Origin of the sequence: Oceanobacillus kapialis (assembly GCF_044790185.1) — a bacterium.
Taxonomy (GTDB): Bacteria; Bacillota; Bacilli; order Bacillales; family Amphibacillaceae; genus Oceanobacillus_B; species Oceanobacillus_B kapialis.
Genome location: NZ_CP085256.1, coordinates 1,624,592 through 1,649,599 on the forward strand (window position 1 = coordinate 1,624,592; position 25,008 = coordinate 1,649,599).

The window sequence follows — 25,008 nt, forward strand, 5'->3', positions numbered from 1 at the left end:
TCTTTGTAATAATAAACCAAATGAATAGTTGACCCTTTAAAAAAGTCCAGAGAGGCTCAAAAGGATTCGGTCGGTATCATAACAGTAGAACTGTGTCCCTTTTTCCTCATGGAGAGAGGGATTTTTTTATGCTTGGAGTGTTTACAGGTGAAGAAAAAAACAGAGATTCTTGATCAGGCTGCAATAAACAGGGCCATTACCAGAATTGCCCACGAAATTTTAGAAAAAAATAAAGGCGGAGAAGAGCTTGTACTCATTGGGATTAAGACACGAGGTGTTCCAATTTCTCAACGTCTGCAAGAGAAAATTCGCCAAATAGAAGACATTACAGTACCTACCGGTGAACTGGATATTACCCTTTATCGCGATGATCTTGACAAAGTAACCGAGGACCAGGAACCTAAACTAAACGCAACGGATATTTCCGTTGACCTGTCTGGAAAAAGAGTGATTCTTCTGGATGATGTGTTATATACAGGAAGAACAGTAAGGGCAGCGATGGATGCAGTCATGGACAATGGAAGGCCTTCACAAATTCAGCTAGCAGTGCTTGTTGATAGAGGTCATCGTGAGCTGCCAATCCGGGCTGACTATGTAGGTAAGAATATCCCTACCTCAGAAAAAGAAGTCATTACCGTAGAATTTATGGAAACCGATGACCGAGATCTGGTAACCATTTATGAAAAATAGCAGGTATTACCTGCCATTATAAAAACCTTTAAACAGATACAGAGATATCTGCAAGGTTGCTTTAGGAGACGTGTATGTATGACACTACACGTATACCTCTTTGCATCTTTGCAAAGAGGTTTTTTTTATGCTGAAAATCCGTGAAACGAGCGTTTTGAAAGGAGTTGTAGGAATGAAACACTTTACTTCAGTAAGTCAATTTACTAAACAAGAAATTTTTACTTTATTGGAAATGGCTGAAGCGCTAAAAGAAAACCCACTCCCATTCTCAACACAGTTGTTTGCCGCCAATTTGTTTTTTGAATCAAGTACACGGACTAAAATGAGTTTTACTGTTGCAGAGCGAAAGCTTGGAATGGAGGTTCTTGATTTCCATCAAGACAGTTCCAGTGTGACAAAGGGGGAAACACTATATGATACAGCGAAAACCTTTGAAGCGATAGGCGCAGATATGCTGGTGATCCGGCATGAATCTGATGACTGGATACAGGAATTACAGCATGGCATCTCCATTCCTATACTAAACGCTGGCGCGGGTAAAGCGGAACACCCAACACAGTGCATGCTTGATCTTTTAACAATCTATCAGGAGTTTGGTAGTTTTCAAAATCTGAATGTAACGATAGTAGGAGATATTAAGCATAGTAGAGTTGCAAAGTCGAATGCAGATTCTCTACAGAGGCTCGGAGCAAGAGTATTTTTCAGTGCTGCTGAAGGGTTTGTAGATCACGCTCTTCCTTACCCATATATCAGTATAGATGAGGCAGTTCAAACTAGTGATGTTGTGATGCTCCTGCGCATTCAGCATGAAAGACATCGCGATGAAGGGAAGTTTACGAACTACCTGGAGCGTTATGGATTAACGAAGGAGCGGGAGCAGCAAATGCTTCCTCACGCGATAATTATGCACCCTGCACCAGTTAATAGAGGAGTGGAAATTGATGCTTCTCTTGTGGAATGCAACAGATCGCGTATTTTTAAGCAAATGAATAATGGAGTTTATATCCGAATGGCACTAATTAAAAAGATACTAGGGGAGTGGGGAAAGTTAAATGAAGTTACTTCTGAAAAACGCCAAAAAGCTATCATCAACATCTGAATTAAAAACAGTTGAAGTACTAATAGAAAATAACACCATTATGGAGATTGGCGAAACCTTAAATATAGTAGCGGATCAAACAATCGATTGTGAAGAAAACCTCTTACTTCCTGGTTTTATCGATGTACACATCCATTTACGTGAACCTGGTGGGGAAAATAAAGAAACAATTAAAACAGGAACCAAAGCGGCTGCACGGGGTGGTTTTACGACAGTGTGCGCAATGCCCAACACGAATCCAGTTCCTGACAACGAAGAAGCTGTACGATCTCTTTTAAAGAAAATCGAAGCCGACGCTGAAGTAAGGGTTCTTCCATATGCTGCCATAACAAAAGGGTTGCAAGGAAAAGAACTGACGGATATTTCCAAGCTTGCAGAGGAAGGTATATTTGCATTCACAGACGATGGAGTGGGCATTCAGACTGCTGATTATATGTTACAGGCTATGAAGCAGGCTGCTGCTTGTGGAAAACCGATCGTTGCCCATTGTGAAGATAATTCCATTGTATATGGAGGTGTGATGCATGATGGGGAGGTAAGTGAAAAACTAGGTTTACCGGGCATCCCTTCCTTAAGTGAATCTGTGCAAATTGCTAGAGATGTATTATTAGCAGAAGCTGCTGGGTGTCACTATCATGTTTGCCATGTCAGCACAAAGGAATCTGTCCGTGTCATCAGAGATGCCAAAAAAGCAGGTATTCATGTAACAGCGGAAGTAACACCACACCATTTACTACTCGATGAAACAGCAGTACTTGAAGATGATGCAAATTATAAGATGAACCCGCCATTAAGAGCAGCTGCTGATAGAGAGGCTCTGCTTGAGGGACTATTAGATGGGACGATAGATTTCATCGCAACAGATCATGCACCACACGCAGCAGATGAGAAAGAAAAAGGATTTCAGGGAGCTCCATTTGGAATAGTAGGACTGGAAACCGCCTTTCCTTTGCTCTATACCCACCTTGTTCATACAGGAAAATGCAGTCTAGCACAATTGGTAAATTGGCTGACAGCAAAACCAGCGTCCGTATTTAACCTTCCATATGGACATATTGCTGAAGGCGCTTCGGCAGATTTAACCTTAGTAGACTTAGAGAAACAGCAGGAAATTGACAAAGCTACCTTCTTATCAAAGGGCAAAAACACCCCATTCCATAAGTGGAGCGTCCAAGGTATTCCTGTCTTAACGATTGTAGAAGGCAACATTGCATACAAGGAGGATGAACATGAATAAGAAGCAGCTTGTTCTAGAAGATGGCACAGTATTTATAGGAGAAGGATTCGGCAGTAATCGTGAAATGATTGGAGAAATTGTTTTTAACACAGGAATGACAGGTTATCAAGAGATTATTACTGACCCATCCTATTGCGGCCAAATTGTAACGATGACGTATCCACTTGCAGGAAATTATGGAATAAATCGAGATGATTTTGAGACAGTAAACCCTTTTATCCATGGATTTATAGTAAAAGAAACATGTGAAGTTCCCTCAAATTTTCGCAGTGAAGAGAGCCTGGACAACTATTTGAAAGTACATGATATTCCTGGGATACACGGTATTGATACTCGAAAGCTGACAAAGATTATTCGCAAACACGGTACCATGAAAGCCATTATCGGGGATCAGGAGGAAACAGTGGAAGCATTATTGGCAAAGCTAGCAAGCAAGCAGCTTCCAACAAACCAGGTCTCTCAGACTTCAACCATTAAACCATATGTCGTACCAGGCAGGGGAAGAAGAATTGTATTGGTGGACTTCGGTATGAAACATGGTATTTTACGTGAGCTTACGAAGCGAAATTGCCACATAACGGTAGTTCCATACAATTATAGTGCAGAAAATATTCTTCGCTTAAAGCCAGATGGCATTATGCTAACAAATGGACCAGGAGATCCAAAAGATGTACCTGAGGCGATTACCATGATAAATGAACTAATTGGCAAAGTACCGATTTTTGGCATCTGTCTTGGCCACCAATTATTGGCACTTGCTTGTGGAGCAGATACGGAAAAGATGAAGTTTGGCCATCGTGGCTCTAACCATCCAGTAAAGGACTTGTCTAAAGGAAAAACCTATCTTACATCCCAAAACCATAGCTATGCGGTAAACGAAGCATCACTTGCTAATACAGCGTTACAGCTCACACAAGTGGCTTTAAATGACGGAACGGTAGAAGGAATAAAGCATAAAAAACACCCTGCATTTTCGGTGCAATATCATCCAGAAAGCTCACCAGGACCAGATGATACGAATCACTTATTTGATGAATTTCTTCACGTAATAGACGTAGCCCAGAAACAAAACAAGGAGGTAGCTTATGCCTAAAAATACAGACATCCAAAAAATACTTGTTATCGGGTCAGGCCCCATTGTTATTGGGCAGGCAGCGGAATTTGATTATTCTGGTACACAGGCTTGCCAGTCATTGAAGGAAGAGGGCTATACAGTGATTTTAGCTAATTCTAATCCAGCGACAATTATGACAGACCATACCGTTGCAGATAAGGTATACATGGAACCATTAACAGTTGAATTTCTTACAAAGATTATTCGAAAAGAACAGCCAGATGCACTGCTTCCTACGTTAGGTGGGCAAACTGCATTAAATCTTGCGGTTGCTCTTGAGGAAACTGGTATTTTAAAAGCGCATAATGTGTCTTTATTGGGCACGTCTTTAAATGCAATCCAGCAAGCAGAGGATCGAGAAAAATTTCGATCTCTGATGAAAAAATTAGGAGAGCCTGTGCCAGATAGTATGATCGTAAACACGGTAGATCAGGCTTGTGAATTTGCGGTGGAAATAGGGTTTCCACTGATTGTAAGACCTGCCTACACGTTAGGTGGTGCAGGGGGCGGAATGTGCTACAGTATGGAGGAATTAAAAGAAATCGCCCGGAATGGCTTAGCTTTATCACCAGTAAGCCAATGTCTTGTTGAAAAGAACATAGCTGGCTACAAAGAGATCGAATATGAAGTAATGCGTGATAAGAATGACCAGGCAATCGTTGTCTGTAACATGGAAAACGTTGACCCTGTTGGTATCCACACAGGTGATTCGATTGTGGTAGCACCTTCGCAAACCTTAAGTGATCGCGAATACCAGCTTTTGCGAAATGCTTCGTTAAAAATTATTCGTGCGCTTGAAATAGAAGGTGGATGTAATGTCCAGCTGGCACTCGATCCAAACAGTTTCGATTACTTTATTATTGAAGTGAATCCACGGGTAAGCAGATCTTCTGCACTCGCCTCAAAAGCTACAGGTTATCCGATTGCAAAGGTAGCGGCAAAAATTGCCGTTGGTTTAACGTTAGATGAGATTGTAAACCCGGTAACTGGAAAGACATATGCGTGCTTTGAGCCTTCACTGGATTATGTCGTAACAAAAATCCCGCGCTTCCCTTTTGATAAATTTGTTACAGGAGATCGGAAGCTTGGCACACAAATGAAGGCGACAGGCGAAGTGATGGCCATAGGCCGAAACTTTGAGGAGTCATTATTAAAAGGGATTCGCTCTCTAGATATTGGTACAGAGGAGCTCTGGTTAAGCAGCTTAACAAATGAGAGCAATGAATTTTTGATCGCAAGCTTAAAAAAGGCAAATGATGAACGGATTTTTGTACTGGCGGAAGTATTGCGTAGGGGCATGTCGATCGACGAAGTATTTGAACACACGAAAATCGATCGTTTCTTTTTAGTGAAGCTAGCAGGATTAATGAAATTGGAAGTAGAGCTAAAACATAGCCCAGAATCTCGAGAGTTACTAGAGAAAGCGAAAAGACTAGGATTCTCAGATGCTCATATTGCACGTCTTTGGGAACAATCTGTGGATGATGTTTACCAAAAAAGAGCTGCTTACGGATTACGCCCGGTTTATAAAATGGTAGACACTTGTGCAGCCGAGTTTGAATCAGAAACGCCATACTTTTATAGTACGTACGAAGAAGAAAATGAATCTATCGTCTCATCAAGAAAGAAAATTCTTGTATTAGGCTCAGGTCCAATCCGAATTGGGCAGGGAATTGAATTTGACTATGCTACTGTTCACTCGGTTTTGGCCATCAAAGATATGGGTTATGAGGCCATTATTATGAACAATAATCCGGAAACTGTTTCCACAGATTTCAGTATCAGTGACAAGCTTTACTTTGAACCACTTACCTTGGAAGACGTCATGCATGTAATTGACCTGGAACAGCCAGAGGGAGTAATTGTACAATTTGGCGGTCAAACAGCAATTAATTTAGCTTCAGGGCTTGAAAGAAGAGGCGTGAAAATTCTAGGTACGAATTTGGAAGCAATTGACCGTGCGGAGGATAGAGACAAATTTGAAATGTTACTAGATGAGCTTAACTTACTACGACCAAAAGGAAAAGCAGTTAAGCGTATGGATCAGGTGTTAGGTGTAGCGAACGAAATTGGTTACCCGGTCTTAGTTAGGCCCTCCTATGTGATCGGTGGAAGCAGGATGGAAATTGTTCATAACGAGGAAGAGCTAGAAACATACTTAGCGAAGACTACAAGCGTAAATAACGAGCATCCAATCCTTGTCGATAAATATATAACTGGGATGGAAGTGGAAGTAGACGCCATTAGTGACGGTGAGACTACGATTGTACCGGGAATCATGGAACATATAGAACGCGCAGGCGTGCATTCTGGTGACTCCATTGCCGTTTACCCTCCACAGCGGATTAGTGAAAACGTTAAGGAAAAATGTATGGAGGCTGCAAAGCGTATCTCTAAAGCCCTTCATGTAAAAGGATTAATTAATATTCAGTTTATTGTGCGAGATGAAGAAGTGTATGTACTGGAGGTAAATCCACGGGCGAGTCGTACCATTCCATTCTTAAGCAAAATTACAGGTGTCACAATGGCTAATATTGCTACAAAATGTATACTCGGTACGCGTTTGGAGGAGCTGGGATATAGAACGGGAATTCTGCCGGAGAATGACTATGTAGCCGTTAAAATTCCTGTCTTCTCCTTTGAAAAACTAAGAAGTGTTGATACTATTCTCGGACCGGAAATGAAATCAACTGGGGAAGCAATTGGGTATGACAAGACATTGGAAAAAGCATTGTATAAAGGCTTAATCGCATCTGGTTTAACAATTCCACAAGAAGGGGCAGTGCTCCTCACAGTAGCGGATAAAGACAAAGAGGAAATGTTGGAAATTGCTGACCGTTTCCACCAGCTTGGTTTCCAGTTGTATGCAACCCAAGGTACTGCTTCTTATGTCAGAGAAGCTGGATTACCAGTTTCAGAGGTAGCTAAAATTGGTGCGGATGAACCAAATGTGCTTTCCATTATTGAAAGTGGTGCTGTTCAGTTTGTAGTAAATACGCTGACTTCTGGGAAACAGCCAAGATCGGATGGATTCATTATTCGTCGCGAGTCAGTAGAACATGGGATAGCTTGTCTAACAAACATGGATACAGCAAACGCTATTTTGAATGTCATTGATTCTACGACATTTAGTGCCAAGGAAATGATACAAAAAGAGGTCGTACTAACATGAGAAAAGTAGAATTGGTCGTAAAGCAACTAACAGAGATAGCTAAAGAAACATATGAAATGGTGTTAGAAAACAGTTTTGTTAGCATGACAGCAATAGCGGGCCAATTTCTCCACTTGCAAATAGAGGGGCATATGCTAAGACGGCCGATCTCGATTGCCAGTGTCGATCCGAAAAGTCAAACGGTTACGATTATATTTAAAGTGAATGGACCAGGAACGAAACACTTAGCGGGCTACCAACCTAATTCTACTTTAAATGCCCTGGGGCCCGCAGGAAATGGATTTAACCTAGAAATAGATGATAAAACGGTTCTATTAATTGGGGGAGGAATCGGTGTACCACCGCTTTATCATCTTGGAAAAAAATTAATAGAAAAAGAGAAAAATATTATATCCGTCCTCGGTTTTCAGTCAATGGACTATGTGTTTTATGAAAAGGAATTCCAGCAGCTCGGTAAGACATATATCGTTACTAATGATGGTTCGTACGGTGAACCAGGGTTTGTTACAGACATGCTGGGTGAGGTAGAAGATTTTGATAGTTACTATTCCTGTGGCCCTATTCCTATGTTACAGGCAGTTTCCCAAAAGCTCGTTCATAAAAATGGCTTTATTTCACTTGAAGAAAGAATGGGCTGTGGTATTGGTGCTTGCTTTGCGTGTGTGATCCCATCTGACACGGAAGCTGGCTACAGAAAAATATGTAAAGACGGGCCTGTCTTTCATCATCAGGAGGTTAGTCTATGAATCCGTTACAGGTTGAACTACCTGGTCTGAAATTGAAAAACCCGATCATGCCAGCATCTGGTTGTTTTGGGTTTGGACGTGAATACAGTGAATTTTATGATCTAAATAAACTCGGAGCCATTATGATGAAGGCAGCAACAGGTGAAGCAAGGTTTGGTAACCAGACACCAAGAGTAGCAGAAACGGCTTCTGGTATGCTGAACGCAATTGGCCTGCAAAATCCAGGGGTAGAAAAAATAATGGAGCGTGAGGTACCTTTTTTGGCAACTTACAACACCCCAATCATTGCCAATATTGCCGGAAGCACCTTAGAGGAATATGAATATGTAGCAGAGACTTTTAACCAGACCGATCAGGTGTCAGCTCTTGAATTAAATATTTCCTGTCCAAATGTGAAAGAAGGTGGGATTCAATTTGGTACAGACCCCGCAATGGCTGCACGCGTTACGGAACGAGTTAAAAAGGCAAGTAACCTGCCTGTATACGTTAAGCTTTCACCAAACGTGACAGATATTATGGCAATGGCAAAAGCGGTTGAAGCAGCAGGTGCTGATGGTTTATCCATGATCAACACACTTACTGGCATGCAAATTCATCTTCCTTCAAAAAGACCATTGCTTGCCAATAAAACAGGTGGGTTATCTGGTCCTGCAATTAAGCCTGTAGCGATACGAATGATATATGAAGTACGCCAGCAAGTCTCTCTTCCGATTATCGGAATGGGAGGCATTACAACTGCTGAAGATGTCCTGGAATTCTTACTAGCTGGAGCCAACGCTGTTGCGATTGGAACAGCGAACTTTCAAAATCCATTTGTCTGTCCAGAGATTATTGAGGATCTTCCGGCCGTCTTAAAACGCTATGGCTTTGCATCTATCGATGAAGTAGTTGGTAAGGGGGTTTTGGCATGAGTCATTCTATCTATTTAGCACTAGATTTTCCAAGTTGGGAAGAAACAAAGCATTTTCTTAATACCAACGAATTAACTGGTATACCAGTAAAAGTAGGTATGGAATTATTTTACAGGGAAGGACCAGCTGTAATTGAAAAGCTACGACAGAACAACCATCCGGTTTTCCTGGATCTAAAGCTTCACGATATTCCGACAACTGTGATGAAGGCTATGCAAAACATAGCACGTCTTGATGTGGAAATGATAAATGTCCATGCCTTGGGGGGCGCAGAGATGATTAAGCGTGCAAAGGAAGGCCTGATTGTTGGAAATGCGGGAACAACGAAATTAATTGCAGTCACGATGTTAACCTCCATGAACAAACAGGTGATGAACAAGGAATTATGCATTCCTGGGGAAGTAGAGGACAATGTAACACATCTTGCTGAATTTGCCCAAAGCAGTGGAGCTGATGGTGTCGTTTGCTCTGTACATGAGACAAAGAAGATAAAAGAAGCATGTACAAATGCTTTCTTAACAGTAACACCAGGTATCCGATTAGCAGGGACGGAAGATCATGACCAAAAACGAATTGCAACTCCTGGTTATGCTAGAAATCAAGGAACAGATTATATTGTAATCGGAAGAAGTGTCACAAAGGCGCAAGAACCAAAGCTAGCCTATGAGCGTTTAGTAAAGGAGTGGAACAATGGCCTTATCAAATGAACTGGCAAGAAATTTACTAGACATTAAAGCAGTACAAGTTAACCCTACTAATTATTTCACTTGGACTTCAGGCATAAAGTCGCCCATCTATTGTGATAACCGTCTGACGATGTCACACCCAACGATTAGGAAGAAAATCACCAAGGCATTTATCGACATGATTGACAACATGCCTGAAAAACCAGACGTTATCGCTGGTTGTGCCACTGCAGGTATTCCTCATGCTGCATGGCTTGCGGATAAGTTGGACCTTCCGATGGTATATGTTCGCTCCAAGCCGAAGGGCCACGGAAAGGGCAATCAAATTGAAGGAGCGTGTACCAAGGGACTAAAGGTTCTTGTGATTGAAGATCTCATTTCCACGGGTGGTTCCTCCTTAGAAACTGCCAGTGTATTAAAAGCCCAAGGTGCAGAGATTCTTGCGGTCCATGCGATCTTCTCTTATGGGTTGGATAAAGCTAGGCAGTTATTTAAAAAAGAAAATATCAATCTAGCAACGATTACAGGCTATGACGAGCTTTTAAATGTAATGGAACACGACAATTTACTATCAAAGTCGGAGCATGAACAACTAATTGAATGGAGAGATAACCTCTAAGACTTAGTTATGATCATTACATTGGTGCGTCATAAGTTTGAACATAAAGCAACTGACGGAATAAAATCTTGCCGGACGACAAGCGAAAATTAACTATATTCGTTTGATTGTCCGGCTGTTCCTATATATAAAGGGAAACGTCATAGGGAGGATGTTTCCCTCCTCCACCAATTGTTAGTTGAACAAATTGAACCTTTCCTGGCGGTTAAAGCGGTATAAAACCCTTCGTTAAGTGTTTAGAGTTTCTCACACAATACCATCCACTCGTCTAGGCCAATACTGTCAATTTTACCTCTAGTATGATCTACTTGATAGTGCTTTAAAATAGCCTTATCTGCCCCTAATACAAAATTATATACTTGTTCCTGCATGGTTTTATCAGATAAGGTACGTGACAACCAATCTTGAAAGGGCAGTGTTTTCTTACGTTCTTTTTCTTTCATGATGGTAAATTGAACTTCTTGTAAGAAGTGAGCCCATTCGGACTTTTTTAAGGAGCGATTGTGACTACTGTCCCGCAATTTTTCTAGTGAGTTAATAAAGCTATCAAGGGATGCGTTCTCTGGAGCGATATTATCAATCAATAAAAAAGAACCTCCTGGCTTTAGAACCCTGCTTACTTCTTTCAGAAATTGATAAGGGGAAGTGAAATGGTGCGCTGCTATTCGGCAAACGACATGATCAAACGTATTATTTAAAAATGGCAAGCTTTCCGCATCTGCAACGATATAGTGGATGTTTGAGAGGGATTTAAGATGTTTCGCAGCTTCTTCAAGCATATCCTTTGTCAAATCGACCGCAAAAACCTGTTTAACGTATGGGGACACTATTTTAGCGACATGTCCACCACCAGTGGCAACATCCAACAATTTGTCCTCAACATTTAAGTTGAGCCAATGTGGTATTGCCATAAGATCAACACCCTTTGCATGTGTTTTACTTTTCACATACGCTTTTTTGTTTTCAGAGAAAACTTTCTGAACAAGTTCCTTTCCGCTTTTTTCCATCTAACTCACACCTTTCTTATTTCTACTATACTTTTCTATGTGCAATAAATAAAATATTGATTTATAATCAAAAGTAATAACAATAACTTATTAGAGGAGGGATGATAAATTGAAAATTGATGATTATACCCTTTTACTGAAATTAAATGAAATTGGTACCATTCGTGGAACGGCAAAGGCAGTATTAATTTCACAGCCTGCAGTAACGCAGCGGTTAAAATATATTGAGGAATATTTTGGGGAAGCAATTTTTATTCGTACACCAAAGCGCTTGCTGTTAACTCCTAGTGGAGAAATGATTTTGCAGCATGCACTTCAAGTTGTACGGCGTGAGCAAGAAATGAAGAATAAGCTTGCCAGTTCTAGTAAAGAAGTACAAGGAACCTTATCGATTGCTTGTTCGTCTCTCATCAGTCAACGCTTTTTACCTTCTATTTTAGGTGAATTTACTGCAAAATTTCCTAAAGTTGCCATCGATCTTGTAACAGGAATAAGTGAGGATATAAAAAGTCACCATAAGCAGTATCATGTTTGTATCATACGAGGAGAAAAATTAAAGGAGAGCAACTGTGAAAGGCTTTTTCGCGATCCGCTATACCTGTTTGATACAAAGCCATTCCCTTCTGAAGTAACCAAGGAGAGAACTCTAATCTCTTTTAAAAGTGATGATAGTATGCATGAATTAGTAGATAATTGGCTTTACCAGCAAAATTACATAAAAGCAAGGAAGACTATAACTGTTGACCAGATTGAAACATGCAAACAACTAATGAAGCAAGGGTTAGGGATGGCGGTTTTACCAGAAAGTGTATCCGATTCCATGAAAGAACAATACCCACACCTCCCATTATCTTCCAATGGCGAGCCGGTAACGCGGGATACCTGGATCTGCTACCAAGAAGGAGTACGCAAGCTGCCCCAAGTTGATCATTTTATAAAGGCAATGTCAAATCAATCCTTTTTAAATGTTTAAGAGTAGACAAGGCGAGGAATAGTAACGGTAGAACATGATATAAGGAGTGGATAATGAATGAGCGAAGTACTATTTACCTCAACTGCAACAGCTAAAAATGGCCGCGATGGGCATGTGAAATCAGACGATGGTTTAATTGATCTTAACCTGGTCAATCCAGCAAAGAATAAATCAGATAAAGGTTCAAATCCAGAGCAGCTTTTCGCCGCTGGTTACGCAGCTTGCTATGACGGGGCTCTAAATCACGTAGCAAGAGAACAAAACAAAACTGTAGATTCCGAAACAACAGCGGAAGTTAGTTTTTTAAAAGATTCTGCTGACGGTGGTTTCAAGATTGCAGTTAAATTAAATATTACCATGGAGGGAGTAAGTCCAGAAGAAGCGGATGAGTTAGCAGAAGCTGCCCATCAATTCTGTCCATACTCCAAAGCAACTAGAGGTAATATTGATGTAGAATTAAACCCAACAGTAAAATAATTTTAAATAGCAAAAAGGCTGTCGTTCGACAGCCTTTTTCACATACATATGTCACACAAAGATATCTAACAAGAACACTCTCGTCTTATCGACTGGCTTTCGAATCCTTTAGCTTTCCCACTAATTTAGCATCTGGTGTAACATAGAGTGTCTTCTGGTTATCGTATGTCACATAACCAGGCTTTGCGCCATTAGGTTTCTTCACATGCCGTATACGTGTATAGTCTACAGGAACGGAAGAAGATTGCTGTGATTTACTAAAGTAAGCCGCAATTTGAGCAGCTTCTGTTAGTGTCTCGTCGCTAGGATCATTATCTCGAATAATTACATGGGAGCCTGGAATATCTTTGGTATGGAGCCAAACGTCATCACGACGGGCTAATTTCATGGTTAGAAATTCATTTTGTTTGTTGTTTTTCCCAACTAATATAGCAGTTCCGTCACTTGATGTATAACCCTCTGGTTGTGGCTTGGATGGTTTGGATTTCTGTTTCTTTTTGGTCTGCTGTTTCTTCAGATAGCCTTCTTCCCGAAGTTCCTCTCGAATCTCTTCAATGTCTTCAGTAGATGCAACATCTAGCTGTTGTAGAAGCTGATCAAGATAAGCAATTTCCTCGTCTGTCTTCAAGATTTCTTGCTCAACGACTTCTTTTGATTTCTTTAGTTTTTGATAGGACTTGTAATACCCTTGGGCATTTTCACTAGCTGTTTTATTAGGATTCAAGTCAATCGTTAACGTAGAACCTTCTGGATCATAGTAATCTGTAACATCCACCGTTTTTGCCCCTGGTTTGACGATATGAATATGTGCTGTTAGCAATTCACCCAACTTTTGATATTTCTCAGCGCCTTCTGCCTTCTTAATTGTTTGGTTATGCTTCTTTAATTTACGGATATTTTTATCCTTTTCATTTTTAATAAAGCGATAAAGGTCTTTCGCCTGTTGTTTAACCCTATCCCTTTCAGCTTTTCCTGAATAGAAGGTATCTAGCATCGTGTTGGTTGTAGAAAATTGCTCCGTCTCCCCCGAAAAATGTGATTGAAGAATAACATGAAAGTCTTCTTTTTTATCTCGGTAGATTACCGGATTATAGCTATTTCCCCTAATTTGTTTTTGTAGCTCGGTGAACTTCTCGGCATAGGTTTTAGCTGAGCCAAGGTTAACTCTTTTAACAAGCTCTTTTGCGATAAAAGGAGAGAAGCCTGTCAGGGTGTTCACGATTTGTTGATCCATCTTCCCTGCATTAAAGTCCATTTTCTTAATAAACAGCTCTTCATCCATTTCCAATGGATCCCATTTATTTTGCAGTGGAGGTAGTTGGTATTCACTGCCTGGCAAAATAGTTCGATGACGGTTTTGGGCCATAGAGACATGCTTCAAGCTATCAATAATATGACCTTTGTTCTTATCAACAAGCATTACATTACTATGTTTTCCCATTAACTCTATGACAAGCGTTTTATATGTTATATCTCCAATTTCATTGCGTGTCTTTATAGAAAACTCCACGATCCGCTCCATGCCATGTTGTGTGATTTCTTCAATAATTGCTCCAGAAAGATGCTTGCGAAGTACCATACAAAACATGGGTGGCTCAGCAGGATTTTGATAACTGTCATCCGTTAAGTGAAATCTTGCATATGTCGGATGTATAGAAAAAAGTAAGGTATGATTAGTTCCCTGACTTCTTATTGTAAAGACGACCTCTGTCAGTGTAGGTTGATATATTTTGGTTATTTTTCCTGGCAATATGCTATGTTTTAATTCTTCCGTTACTGCTCTTGTAACAATACCATCGAACGGCATAAGATCACCTCCTGTGTAATTATAGCATTTTTAAGGACAAGTCTGCATAGATATTAGTTAGACAGGGGAGCCATCTGCTCTTTAAAAGGTGGCATACAGTAATTAATTACAGGCTTATTTGGAGGAATGCCGATGAAATGGTATCAGTTAGATGTGGAACGGGTGGAACAAAAGCTTCATGTAACATCTAGAAAAGGATTAACGACGAAACAGGTGGAAAAAAGACGAAAGCAGTATGGATATAACGTATTAGAAACACAGAAACAAACATCCAAATGGTTAATCTTTCTAAAGCAGTTTCAAGATTTTATGGTACTTGTACTGTTAGCTGCTACGTTGATTGCAGGGCTACTAGGAGAATATATTGATGCAATTGCCATCATGGTTATTGTGCTTGTGAATGGGTGCTTTGGTTATTTTCAGGAGCAAAAGGCTGAGAAATCGCTTGAAAAGCTAAAAGAACTATCAGCGCCTTTAGCTACAGTGCTGCGAAATGAAAAGTGGGACAAGGTCTATTCGCGAGAAGTCGTCGTAGGGGATATTGTAAAAGTTTCAAGTGGTGATCGTATACCAGCCGACATTCGAATTATTAAATCGAATAGCATGGAGACAGAAGAGTCCGCCCTTACTGGTGAATCTCTGCCGGTTATGAAACATGCCACAGCTATTACACGTGACCAGCTAGAGGCACAGGACCAAGTAAACATGGGATTTATGGGAACCTTGGTAACAAGGGGATCCGGTATTGGAATTGTCGTTGGTACAGGTATGAACACCGTAATGGGACAGATCGCCTCTTTAATGGCAAATACTAAAAAAGTGATGACCCCATTAGAACGAAAACTGGCTGAGCTCGGAAAAATTTTGATTGTGGTTGCTTTATTACTTACAGCACTTGTTGTAACGCTCGGTGTTATGCAAGGTCATCCTATTTATAATATGTTTCTAGCAGGTGTGTCGCTTGCTGTTGCCGCCATACCAGAAGGACTGCCAGCAATCGTTACAGTTGCCCTTTCCCTTGGTGTACAAAGAATGATTCGCAAAAAAGCAATTGTGCGCAAGCTATCCGCTGTGGAAACGCTCGGATGTGCTTCGGTTATTTGTAGTGATAAGACAGGGACCATGACAGAAAACAAAATGACGGTAAAAGAGCTCTATTTAGGAGGGAATCATCTTTATGTCACAGGGGACGGCTATAACCTTCAAGGAGACTTTTTCCTGCACAAAGAAAAAGTGGAGGCAGACTATCCCAATTTAAAAGCAATGCTTTTATACGGAAGTCTTTGTAATAATGCCTCTCTTCATATTAAAAAAGGGAAGCACTACATTGATGGAGACCCGACAGATGGTGCCTTGCTCATTGCAGCGAGAAAAATAGGTTTGACGGCAGCAGCGAAAGAGAAATATCAAATAGTAAAAGAAATTCCTTTTGACTCAGATCGTAAGCGTATGAGCGTCATTATAGAAGACGAAAACGGCATGCGTTATCTAATTACAAAGGGAGCACCAGATGTTTTATTACCAAGATCCTCTTATCAAGGGAATGCTAATGGTCGAACCGTATTAAGGCAAGCTGATAGACAACGTATTGATCGTGCAGTAAATGATATGGCTGCAAAAGCGCTTCGAACATTGGCTGTTGCGATAAAAGCCCTAAACAGAAATGAAAATATGGACGATGCTTTTTTAGAAAAGGATTTAACCTTTATTGGTCTGTATGGCATGATTGACCCTCCTCGCAAAGAAGTTAAAGCAGCCATAGAAGAATGCAACCAGGCAGGAATCAAAACGGTTATGATTACAGGGGATCATGTGAAAACGGCACGAGCCATTGCACAAAATTTAAATCTTTTACCTGAGAACGGTTTGGTCCTCGAAGGTCACCAGTTATCAGAAATGTCGGTGGAAGATTTAGAAGAAGTAATTGACGATACGTATGTATTTGCAAGGGTTACCCCTGAACATAAACTTAAAATTGTACAAGCTTTCCAGCGTAAAGGACACATCGTAGCCATGACAGGTGATGGGGTGAATGATGCTCCTGCAATTAAAGCAAGTGACATTGGCATCAGCATGGGGATTAGTGGAACAGATGTAACTAAAGAGGCATCCTCGCTTATCTTAATGGATGACAACTTTGCTACTATTAAATCAGCTATTCACGAAGGAAGAAATATTTACGAAAATATACGGAAATTTATCCGTTACTTACTTGCATCAAATGTTGGAGAAATATTAGTAATGCTGTTTGCAATGCTACTAGCGATGCCACTCCCCTTAATTCCGGTACAGATCCTATGGGTTAATTTGGTTACCGATGGGTTACCAGCTATGGCCTTAGGTTTAGACAAGTCAGAAGGAGATGTCATGAAGCAATCACCTCGTAACCCACGTGAGGGTGTATTTGCCAGAGGACTCGGCTATAAGATTATAACCAGAGGAATACTTATTGGTATCGTAACTTTAATTGGCTTTATGGTAACGTACCAAAACAACCCTGATAACCTGATTTATGGACAAACGATCGCTTTTACGACCCTTGTAATGGCACAATTAATCCATGTGTTTGACTGTCGAAGTGAAAAGTCCGTTTTTGCGAGAAATCCTTTTGAAAATATGTATCTAGTAGTTGCAGTGCTTTCTTCAATACTCTTATTATTGGTCGTTATTTATTGGGAACCTCTGCAGCCAATTTTTCATACAACAGCTTTAGGGTTAAGAGATTGGTTGTTAATTGTAGGATTGAGCGCTTTACCAACCGTACTTTTTGGCTTTACAAAAAAATAAAACTTATTACCACGCAGGTGGTTACCCCCAAAAGTTAGAGTCTTGTTATGCAGCTGATTGGCTAGATTGAGTTCGGTATTCTACTGGACTCAATCCAGCCAATTTTTCTTTTGATCGTTCATGGTTATACCAGTAGATGTATTCTTCAATTCGTCTTTTTAATTCCTCATAGCTTACTAGTTCTTCTCCATAATACATTTCTTGTTTCAATAGACCAAAGAAATTCTCTATTGAAGCATTGTCTGCACAAGTAGCTTTACGTGACATGCTTTGGAATACTTTATTTTGTTTTAATGTACTTATCCATTGGTTGTGCTGATAATGCCATCCTTGATCAGAATGGATAGTGGTGCGATAGGTCGCATGATTCTTTATTATCTCAATCGTTTCTTTCAAAGGTTCCATGACAAGATCTAACGTTGGACGTTTCCTGATTTCAAACGCAATAATCTCTCCGTTATAAAGATCAAGAATTGGATTTAAGTATAACTTGTCTTCACCTAGACATTTAAATTCTGTAATGTCGGTTACTAATTTCTGAAGAGGGATAGGCGTGCTAAAGCGACGAGACAATCGATTTTTCGCTACTTTTCCTACTTTCCCCTTAAAGGAATTATATTTACGAGACTTCCGCATAAATTTCACGCATTTTAATCCTAGTTCTCGCATAATACGATACACTTTTTTATGATTGATAGAATGTCCTAATTTCTTTAATTCTTTTGTAATACGTTTATAACCATATCGCTCATGAAACTTCTTAAATAGCCGTGTAATGAGATCCTTTAGTTCTGTATCCACTTCTTCTTTCCCGAAGTTCTTGACATGATAGTGATAGGTTGCTTCAGGAATACCTACTACAACAAATATATCCTTTAATCGGTATCCTTCCTCTTTGAGTGCGAATGCCACTTTTGCCTGTGCTTTTCGTGGAACGCATTCGGATTTTCCCGAAAAGCTCTCAACTTTTTTAGATACGCATTTTCTAGCTTAAGTAGTTCATTTTCACGTTCTAATTCTTCTTCACGTGTTAAATTTGCCTCAACTTTTTTCTTTGATTTATTAGGTTTTTTAGACATAGAAGGTCTCCCCTTTGGTTTTGGTTCCAGGCCTTCTATCCCTTGTTTCTTAAAATCCTTCATCCAACGCCTTATTAAGGATGGGTTGTTCAAATTAAATTGAACAGCAGTTTCTAAAAAAGAAGCACCTGTCTCTAACACAAATTGTACCGTATCCAATTTAAATTGAACAGGATACATCTCCTTCGTCTGCCTTCTTTTTAACCCATCCATTCCTTGAGACTTATATACTTTTACCCATTCAATAATTGATGTTTCACTAGCCATATTATATTTTTTTGCCAACGATCTATATCCTAGGTTGCCATATAAATACTCTGTGACGAGCTTAATTTTAAATTCTTCACTATATTTAGCCATAAAAACACCCCCGAAAGTTAGAGTTGAAACTCTAACTTTCGGGGGTCGGTACCGCACTCTAATCGTTTAAAGTGCGTGGTTTTAGTTTTAAGCAATTTTTGCCATCGATTTAGTTTACACAAAACCGTTAAGCTTATTTTATATAAGTTTTCATTTTTATGGAATCAAGGTATAATGACGTTATTGGATGTGATAGTATGGTGATGAGTATGACAGGTTATGGTACTCATGTTTCGGAACATAGGGGCCATATGATAAATATCGAGATTCGCAGTGTAAATCATCGCTTTCTTGATTTTACGGCTAAATTACCAAGCCCTTTTGGATCGTTGGAAGATGAAATAAAAAAGATTATTCAGTCGACGTTTCATAGAGGGAAGGTAGAGGTGGCGCTTCAAATAGTCGGAGAGAATGTAAATGCTAGAAATGTACATACAGATTGGGCAGTGTTGGATCAGTATGTTTCCCAGTTGAGAATGGCTCAAGAACGGTATGGGTTATCTGGAGAAGTATCTGTAGATTCACTTACCCTGTTTCCAGAAATTTTTAGTGTGAGAGAAGAAGCTTCGGCAATAGATCTGCACGCTCCTATTATGGAGGCAATCCAAACTGCTGCAATACAAATGAAGGATATGCGTTTAACAGAAGGCCAATTCCTGGGTAATGATCTTAAGAAAAGGCTGGATTGTATTAAAGATATGGCAAAGAAAATTGAATTCCAAAGGCCTGCCGTCATAGGTGCTTATAAGGAAAGAATTTGGAAAAGGTTAAATCAGCATTTATCTGAGCTAGATGAACTAGATTATGATAGAATTCATCAGGAAGTGGTGTTGCTTGCCGAGAAAGGTGATGTAACAGAAGAGCTCACCAGGCTGTATAGTCATATCACACATTTTCAGGAAACATTAAAGCAGGAAGGGACAATTGGCCGAAAACTCGATTTTATTATTCAGGAAATGCAACGAGAAGGGAATACAATTGGTTCTAAATCAAATGACCCAACGATCAGTGAACTTGTTGTAAATTTAAAAAGTGAACTCGAAAAAATGAAGGAACAAGTGCAGAATATTGAATAAAGCTTGAGTTTATCCTATCTTTTTTCATATAATGACTATAGTATGAAAAGAAACTCGAACTTATAGCCTATTATCATAAGAGAAGTTCATGCAGTATGAAGGGGGAAGCAAGTTGAGTCTACGATTGATAAATATAGGGTTTGGGAATGTTGTTTCTGCAAATCGTGTTATATCGATTGTTTCACCGGAATCAGCACCGATCAAACGTATTATCACGGTTGCCAGAGAGAATAATAAATTGGTTGATGCCACGTATGGCAGAAGGACTAGAGCTGTTATTATTACAGATAGTGACCATGTTGTACTATCAGCTGTACAGCCAGAAACAGTAGGGCAACGCGTGCTAAGCCATGAAGAAATGTCAGACGAGAATTAAAGGATTTGTATAGGAGGAACAATTTTGATAGAAGAGAAGGGAATTTTATTTATACTTTCCGGGCCATCTGGGGTTGGAAAGGGAACGGTAAGAAAGGAATTATTTGAGCAGGCAACAGAGCTTAAGTATTCAATTTCAATGACTACAAGAAATATCCGACCTGGTGAAACAGATGGCGTTGATTACTTTTTTAAGACAAAAGAAGAATTTGAAAACCTCATTAGTCAAAACGAGCTGTTAGAATATGCTAAATATGTTAATAATTATTACGGTACACCAAGAACATATGTTGAGGAAACTTTAGCAGCTGGTTATGATGTATTTTTAGAAATTGAGGTTCAGGGTGCCTTGCAAGTAAAGCAGAACTTCCCGGAAGGTGTATTTATCTTTCTCTTCCCCCCAAGTCTAGAGGAGTTGAAAAATCGGATTGTTAGTCGCGGGACCGAGTCATCTGATTTAGTATTAAACCGTCTAAAGGAAGCGCGAAAAGAGATCGAAATGATGGATGCTTATGATTATGTTGTGGTAAATGACCAAGTAGAGCATGCTGTTAGCAAAGTTCAGTCCATTATTCAAAGTGAGCATTTAAAACGTGAGCGTGTTGCAAAGCAATACAAAAAATTACTGGAGGATGAATTGTAATGTTAGAACCATCAATTGATGCACTACAAGAAAAAATAAATTCAAAATATACCCTTGTCACACTTTCAGCAAGACGTGCAAGGCAAATTAGTGAAACAAAAAAGATTTTAGTGGATAATCCGAAGTCCCATAAATATGTTGGGATGGCACTGGAAGAAGTTCAGGCCGATAAGCTTTATATTACCGAAGAATAATATTAATGATAAGTCTCCTCATGTTAGATTGAGGGGGCTTTATTCTTTATCCCGCCGTAACTGGCAGTAAGTCCTTACTCCAAAAATACGGGAAGCAATCAAGCATGCTAAGTGTAGATCAACTGCCAGTATAGGTGCGATTCGTTCAACTAACATTTAGCGTGGGAGGAAGGAAAAACCCCACCAAAATGAAGTTTTACTTTATATAGCAATTCGAATTTAAGCGTAATGGGTTTCGCTTATGTTATAACTAATGTAGCGAATGACGATAAAAGTCGGGAAGGGGAGGTTGGAATGTTAAAAGATAAAAAGATCTTACTGGGAGTTAGTGGGGGGATTGCTGCATATAAGGCCTGTGCTCTGACAAGTAAGCTTACACAACAGGGCGCTATCGTAAAAGTGATCATGACAGATAGCGCGGTGAAATTTGTCTCGCCACTTACGTTTCAGGCACTTTCTCGAAACCCTGTTTATATAGATACGTTTGATGAGAAGGATTCGAGCAAGATTGCTCATATTGACTTAGCAGATTGGGCAGATTTTATCTTATTAGCACCTGCGACTGCTAATGTTATTGGCAAACTCGCAAACGGTATTGCTGATGATATGCTTTCCACAACCTTACTAGCAAGCGAAGCTCCTGTATATATTGCTCCTGCGATGAATGTGCATATGTATGCTCATCCGGCCGTAATGGAAAATATGAAACAACTAGAGACGTGGGGGTACCATTTTATAGAACCAGGGGCTGGCTATCTTGCTTGCGGATATGTGGGAAAAGGACGCCTAGAGGAGCCGGAAACCATTATTGAAACATTAATTAATCACCAACAGGGGAAAAATTCTGCTGGTAAATTAACAGGCAAAAAAGTACTTATTTCTGCCGGACCTACACGAGAAAAAATAGATCCTGTTCGGTATTTCACCAATCGATCATCTGGAAAAATGGGGTTTGCCTTAGCAGAAGCTGCAGCAGCCCAAGGAGCAGAAGTTACCTTGGTTGCAGGGCCAACTGACGAACAGCTAGAAATGAATAACATTCACCGAGTTAATGTTGTAACAGCAGAAGAAATGTATGAAGAGATGCATCGTTATTTTGCTGCTAGCGATATTGTGATTAAGGCAGCAGCTGTCGCAGATTATAGACCAAAGAATGTGTTTTCAGAGAAGATGAAAAAACAAATGGGACCCATGCAGCTAGAAATGGAACGGACGAAGGATATTTTAAAATCGCTGGGAGAAAAGAAGGACAAGCAATTTTTAGTAGGCTTTGCAGCAGAAACGACCGAGCCACTTAGATACGGACTTCAAAAACTGCGGGCCAAAAATTTGGATGCAATTGTTATTAATAACGTTGCCACAGAAGGTGCTGGGTTTGAAGGTGACACCAATATCGTGACCTATGTAAACAAAGAAGAAGCACAGGACGAGATGGCATTAGCTGCTAAATCAGAGATTGCTGAGCAGCTTATAAACTGTATAGTAAGAGATATGAAGGATGAAGTTTTGTGAGAATAGCTAAAGTAATCGTAGATGTTCCTGCCAATTCGATCAACCAAACATTTGATTATCTTATACCGGAAAAGTTTTTAGATATACTAAAAGTTGGTATGCGGGTTACAGTTCCATTCGGTCCTCGTAAAATAATGGGGTTTGTTGTGGGAAAAGCTGAAGAGTCAACATTTAAGAGCCTCCGTGAAATTGAACAGGTTCTAGATGTAACCCCGGTACTAACCGAAGAGTTACTTCATTTAGGAGAATGGGTAGCGAAGGACACTGTCAGTCTTTACATTACTGCATTGCAAGCAATGCTCCCGCAAGTGTTAAAAGCACAATATAAGAAAGAGCTTTTGAGGAATACAGATGCATCACTGTCTCAGGAATTGGAACATCTCTTCGCGGGGAGGGATGTAATTGCTTATGAAGAGTTTGAGGGAGCTTCAGTTAGTTATTATCAATTGCAAAAAGCAGTGCAAGACGGAGATCTTGTTGTAAAGTATTTAGTACATTCTAAAATAACAAAAAAATATGTGACGATGGTACAGCCAGCAAGAGAAGGCTATCTATTGGAAGAAGCTTTACAGGATTTATCAAAGAATGCGATGAAACAACGTGAACTGCTAGGATATTTCATAGAAAACCCCCAACCAATTGAAAAGAAACTTCTATTAAAAAAGTTCCAAACGACCTCTAGTACGATAAGAACGTTAATAGATAAATCGTTAATTGAAACTACCCAGGTGGAGGTTTATAGAGACCCACACCAACAACAGTTTCATAAAACAACTGCATTGCCTTTAACAGAGGAACAAGAGCAGGCTATTACACCAATTAAACAAAACATCGCAAACGATGAGCATGATGTTTTCCTGGTGCACGGGGTAACGGGAAGCGGAAAGACAGAGCTTTATTTGCAGGCGATACAGGATGTTATTATGAAAGGACAGGAAGCCATTGTCCTCGTACCAGAAATTGCACTAACACCACAAATGGTAAATCGATTCAAAGGACGCTTTGGGTCAAAGGTTGCGGTTATGCATAGTGCCCTTTCAGCAGGTGAAAAATATGATGAATGGAGAAGAATTCATCAAAAAGAAGTTCAAGTAGTTGTAGGAGCGAGATCAGCTATCTTTGCTCCATTTGAGAATTTAGGCATTATTATTATTGACGAAGAGCATGAGGCTACGTACAAGCAAGAAGATCAGCCAAGATATCATGCGAGGGATGTTGCCATACAGCGGGGGAAGACACATCAATGTCCGGTTGTTTTAGGAAGTGCTACCCCGACATTAGAATCCTTTGCCAGGGCGCAAAAAGGCGTTTATAAGCTTGCTACACTAAGGAAGCGTACCAATGATAAGGAAATGCCTCCTGTAGAAATTGTTGATATGCGAGCAGAGTTGCATGCAGGGAACAGGTCCATGTTTTCACGTACCTTAATGGACAAAATGGAAAACTGCCTTTCAAAAGGAGAACAAATCGTATTATTACTTAATAGACGTGGTTATTCAACTTTTGTGATGTGCCGGGATTGCGGTCATGTGAAAGAATGTCCGCATTGTGACATTGCTCTAACCTATCATAAAAATTCTAACCATTTAAAATGCCACTATTGTTCATATGAAGAGCCAATGCCAACAAATTGTCCAGAATGTAATAGTGATTTAATACGCTATTTTGGAACAGGTACACAGCGTGTGGAAGAAGCATTAACGAAACTACTTCCTGAAGCAGGCATTATTCGAATGGATGTGGATACAACGAGAAGGAAGGGTTCACACGAAACCTTGTTACGTAAGTTTGCTAACAAAGAGGCTAGTATACTTCTCGGAACACAGATGATAGCCAAAGGGTTAGATTTTGAAAATGTAACCTTAGTAGGGGTTTTGACAGCTGACTCTATGTTACACTTGCCAGACTTCCGCTCCTCTGAGAAGACATTTCAACTACTAACACAAGTTAGTGGCAGGGCAGGGCGACATGAACTAACAGGAGAAGTGATTGTACAAACCTACACGCCTGATCATTACAGTATCGAGCTTGCCAGCGAATATGACTTTGAGGGATTTTATAAAAAAGAAATGGCAACAAGAAAAACATTTCAGTATCCACCATTTTTCTTTTTGGCACTTATCACGGTATCACATACAAATAAAGTAACAGCAGTGCAAACGACAAATCATATCGTACAGCAATTACTTCAACATGTGTCGAATAACACGGTGGTATTAGGCCCTTCCCCCTCACCTGTCCCACGTATAAAAGATAGATATAGGTATCAATGCATGATAAAATACAAAAATGAACCACAACTACGAGACATGATCTCGTCGATTACAGAGCAATTTAAAGAAGCAACGCAAAAAGGGGATTTACTTATTACTGTAGATATGCAGCCACATCACCTTATGTAAAATGGCAGCACTTTATCATAGATATCCTATTAGGAAAGAAGG

At 40.0% G+C, this 25,008-nt stretch carries 22 protein-coding genes; 18 read left to right on the plus strand and 4 right to left on the minus strand.

From position 1 onward, the window contains the following. Positions 1–147: 147 nt before the first annotated feature. The 9 genes from pyrR to pyrE all read left to right on the plus strand — a co-directional run bounded on the left by pyrR (position 148) and on the right by pyrE (position 10,274). Positions 148–690: a bifunctional pyr operon transcriptional regulator/uracil phosphoribosyltransferase PyrR gene (gene pyrR, locus LG273_RS08560; RefSeq protein ID WP_379561007.1), complete on the plus strand. Its 543-nt coding sequence runs from the start codon at positions 148–150 to the stop codon at positions 688–690. 172 nt (positions 691–862) lie between these two features. Continuing rightward, on the plus strand, positions 863–1,789 hold the full coding sequence (locus tag LG273_RS08565) for an aspartate carbamoyltransferase catalytic subunit (RefSeq protein ID WP_379561008.1): 927 nt from the start codon (positions 863–865) through the stop codon (positions 1,787–1,789). After that, complete coding sequence (locus tag LG273_RS08570; protein WP_379561009.1) at positions 1,743–3,026, plus strand: dihydroorotase; 1,284 nt, start codon at positions 1,743–1,745, stop codon at positions 3,024–3,026. The genes LG273_RS08565 and LG273_RS08570 overlap by 47 nt, the downstream gene beginning before the upstream one ends. Beyond that, entirely contained in the window at positions 3,019–4,119 is a 1,101-nt protein-coding gene (locus LG273_RS08575; RefSeq protein WP_404459194.1) for a carbamoyl phosphate synthase small subunit, read from the plus strand. Before LG273_RS08570 ends, LG273_RS08575 begins: the two co-directional genes overlap by 8 nt. Beyond that, entirely contained in the window at positions 4,112–7,312 is a 3,201-nt protein-coding gene (gene carB / locus LG273_RS08580; protein ID WP_404459196.1) for a carbamoyl-phosphate synthase large subunit, read from the plus strand. The genes LG273_RS08575 and carB overlap by 8 nt, the downstream gene beginning before the upstream one ends. Further along, complete coding sequence (locus tag LG273_RS08585; protein ID WP_404459198.1) at positions 7,309–8,058, plus strand: dihydroorotate dehydrogenase electron transfer subunit; 750 nt, start codon at positions 7,309–7,311, stop codon at positions 8,056–8,058. The genes carB and LG273_RS08585 overlap by 4 nt, the downstream gene beginning before the upstream one ends. Then, on the plus strand, positions 8,055–8,969 hold the full coding sequence (locus LG273_RS08590) for a dihydroorotate dehydrogenase (RefSeq protein ID WP_379561013.1): 915 nt from the start codon (positions 8,055–8,057) through the stop codon (positions 8,967–8,969). Before LG273_RS08585 ends, LG273_RS08590 begins: the two co-directional genes overlap by 4 nt. Further along, positions 8,966–9,676 carry an orotidine-5'-phosphate decarboxylase gene (gene pyrF, locus LG273_RS08595; protein ID WP_379561014.1) on the plus strand — a complete coding sequence of 237 codons (711 nt, stop codon included), beginning with the start codon at positions 8,966–8,968 and terminating at the stop codon, positions 9,674–9,676. Before LG273_RS08590 ends, pyrF begins: the two co-directional genes overlap by 4 nt. Further along, positions 9,660–10,274 carry an orotate phosphoribosyltransferase gene (gene pyrE / locus LG273_RS08600; RefSeq protein ID WP_379561015.1) on the plus strand — a complete coding sequence of 205 codons (615 nt, stop codon included), beginning with the start codon at positions 9,660–9,662 and terminating at the stop codon, positions 10,272–10,274. Before pyrF ends, pyrE begins: the two co-directional genes overlap by 17 nt. A 236-nt stretch (positions 10,275–10,510) precedes the next feature. On the opposite strand, the gene LG273_RS08605 is transcribed toward pyrE, so the two are convergent. After that, the gene (locus LG273_RS08605; protein ID WP_379561016.1) at positions 10,511–11,281 is read right to left on the minus strand and encodes a class I SAM-dependent methyltransferase; all 771 of its coding nucleotides are present in this window, start codon (positions 11,279–11,281) and stop codon (positions 10,511–10,513) included. A gap of 109 nt (positions 11,282–11,390) precedes the next feature. On the opposite strand from LG273_RS08605, the gene LG273_RS08610 reads away from it, so the two are divergent. Further along, complete coding sequence (locus tag LG273_RS08610) at positions 11,391–12,254, plus strand: LysR family transcriptional regulator (protein WP_379561017.1); 864 nt, start codon at positions 11,391–11,393, stop codon at positions 12,252–12,254. Between the two features lie 57 nt (positions 12,255–12,311). Continuing rightward, positions 12,312–12,731 carry an organic hydroperoxide resistance protein gene (locus LG273_RS08615; RefSeq protein WP_379561018.1) on the plus strand — a complete coding sequence of 140 codons (420 nt, stop codon included), beginning with the start codon at positions 12,312–12,314 and terminating at the stop codon, positions 12,729–12,731. 85 nt (positions 12,732–12,816) lie between these two features. Here the strand turns inward: LG273_RS08615 and LG273_RS08620 are convergent, their stop codons facing one another. Continuing rightward, a complete protein-coding gene (locus LG273_RS08620; protein ID WP_379561019.1) occupies positions 12,817–14,538 on the minus strand; it encodes an NFACT family protein in 1,722 nt (573 codons plus the stop codon). 132 nt (positions 14,539–14,670) lie between these two features. On the opposite strand from LG273_RS08620, the gene LG273_RS08625 reads away from it, so the two are divergent. Beyond that, positions 14,671–17,325 carry a cation-translocating P-type ATPase gene (locus tag LG273_RS08625; protein ID WP_379561020.1) on the plus strand — a complete coding sequence of 885 codons (2,655 nt, stop codon included), beginning with the start codon at positions 14,671–14,673 and terminating at the stop codon, positions 17,323–17,325. A gap of 45 nt (positions 17,326–17,370) precedes the next feature. Here LG273_RS08625 and LG273_RS08630 read toward each other — a convergent pair whose 3' ends face one another. Both LG273_RS08630 and LG273_RS08635 read right to left on the minus strand, forming a co-directional pair. Next, positions 17,371–18,237, minus strand: a complete 867-nt coding sequence (locus tag LG273_RS08630; RefSeq protein ID WP_404459202.1) for an IS3 family transposase — start codon at positions 18,235–18,237, stop codon at positions 17,371–17,373. Next, positions 18,201–18,764, minus strand: a complete 564-nt coding sequence (locus LG273_RS08635) for a helix-turn-helix domain-containing protein (RefSeq protein WP_404458823.1) — start codon at positions 18,762–18,764, stop codon at positions 18,201–18,203. The genes LG273_RS08630 and LG273_RS08635 overlap by 37 nt, the downstream gene beginning before the upstream one ends. A gap of 158 nt (positions 18,765–18,922) precedes the next feature. On the opposite strand from LG273_RS08635, the gene LG273_RS08640 reads away from it, so the two are divergent. The 6 genes from LG273_RS08640 to priA all read left to right on the plus strand — a co-directional run bounded on the left by LG273_RS08640 (position 18,923) and on the right by priA (position 24,966). After that, positions 18,923–19,840: a YicC/YloC family endoribonuclease gene (locus LG273_RS08640; protein WP_404459204.1), complete on the plus strand. Its 918-nt coding sequence runs from the start codon at positions 18,923–18,925 to the stop codon at positions 19,838–19,840. Positions 19,841–19,952: 112 nt separating this feature from the next. Continuing rightward, a complete protein-coding gene (remA, locus tag LG273_RS08645) occupies positions 19,953–20,216 on the plus strand; it encodes an extracellular matrix/biofilm regulator RemA (RefSeq protein WP_379561022.1) in 264 nt (87 codons plus the stop codon). Positions 20,217–20,240: 24 nt separating this feature from the next. Then, positions 20,241–20,858 (plus strand): guanylate kinase, encoded by a 618-nt coding sequence (gene gmk / locus LG273_RS08650; protein ID WP_379561023.1) that lies wholly within the window; start codon positions 20,241–20,243, stop codon positions 20,856–20,858. Next, positions 20,858–21,052, plus strand: coding sequence for a DNA-directed RNA polymerase subunit omega (rpoZ, locus tag LG273_RS08655; RefSeq protein ID WP_379561025.1), 195 nt, complete (start codon positions 20,858–20,860; stop codon positions 21,050–21,052). The genes gmk and rpoZ overlap by 1 nt, the downstream gene beginning before the upstream one ends. A gap of 294 nt (positions 21,053–21,346) precedes the next feature. Next, positions 21,347–22,564, plus strand: coding sequence for a bifunctional phosphopantothenoylcysteine decarboxylase/phosphopantothenate--cysteine ligase CoaBC (coaBC, locus tag LG273_RS08660; protein WP_404459207.1), 1,218 nt, complete (start codon positions 21,347–21,349; stop codon positions 22,562–22,564). Next, positions 22,561–24,966, plus strand: a complete 2,406-nt coding sequence (gene priA, locus LG273_RS08665) for a primosomal protein N' (protein ID WP_404459209.1) — start codon at positions 22,561–22,563, stop codon at positions 24,964–24,966. Before coaBC ends, priA begins: the two co-directional genes overlap by 4 nt. Positions 24,967–25,008 lie beyond the last annotated feature (42 nt).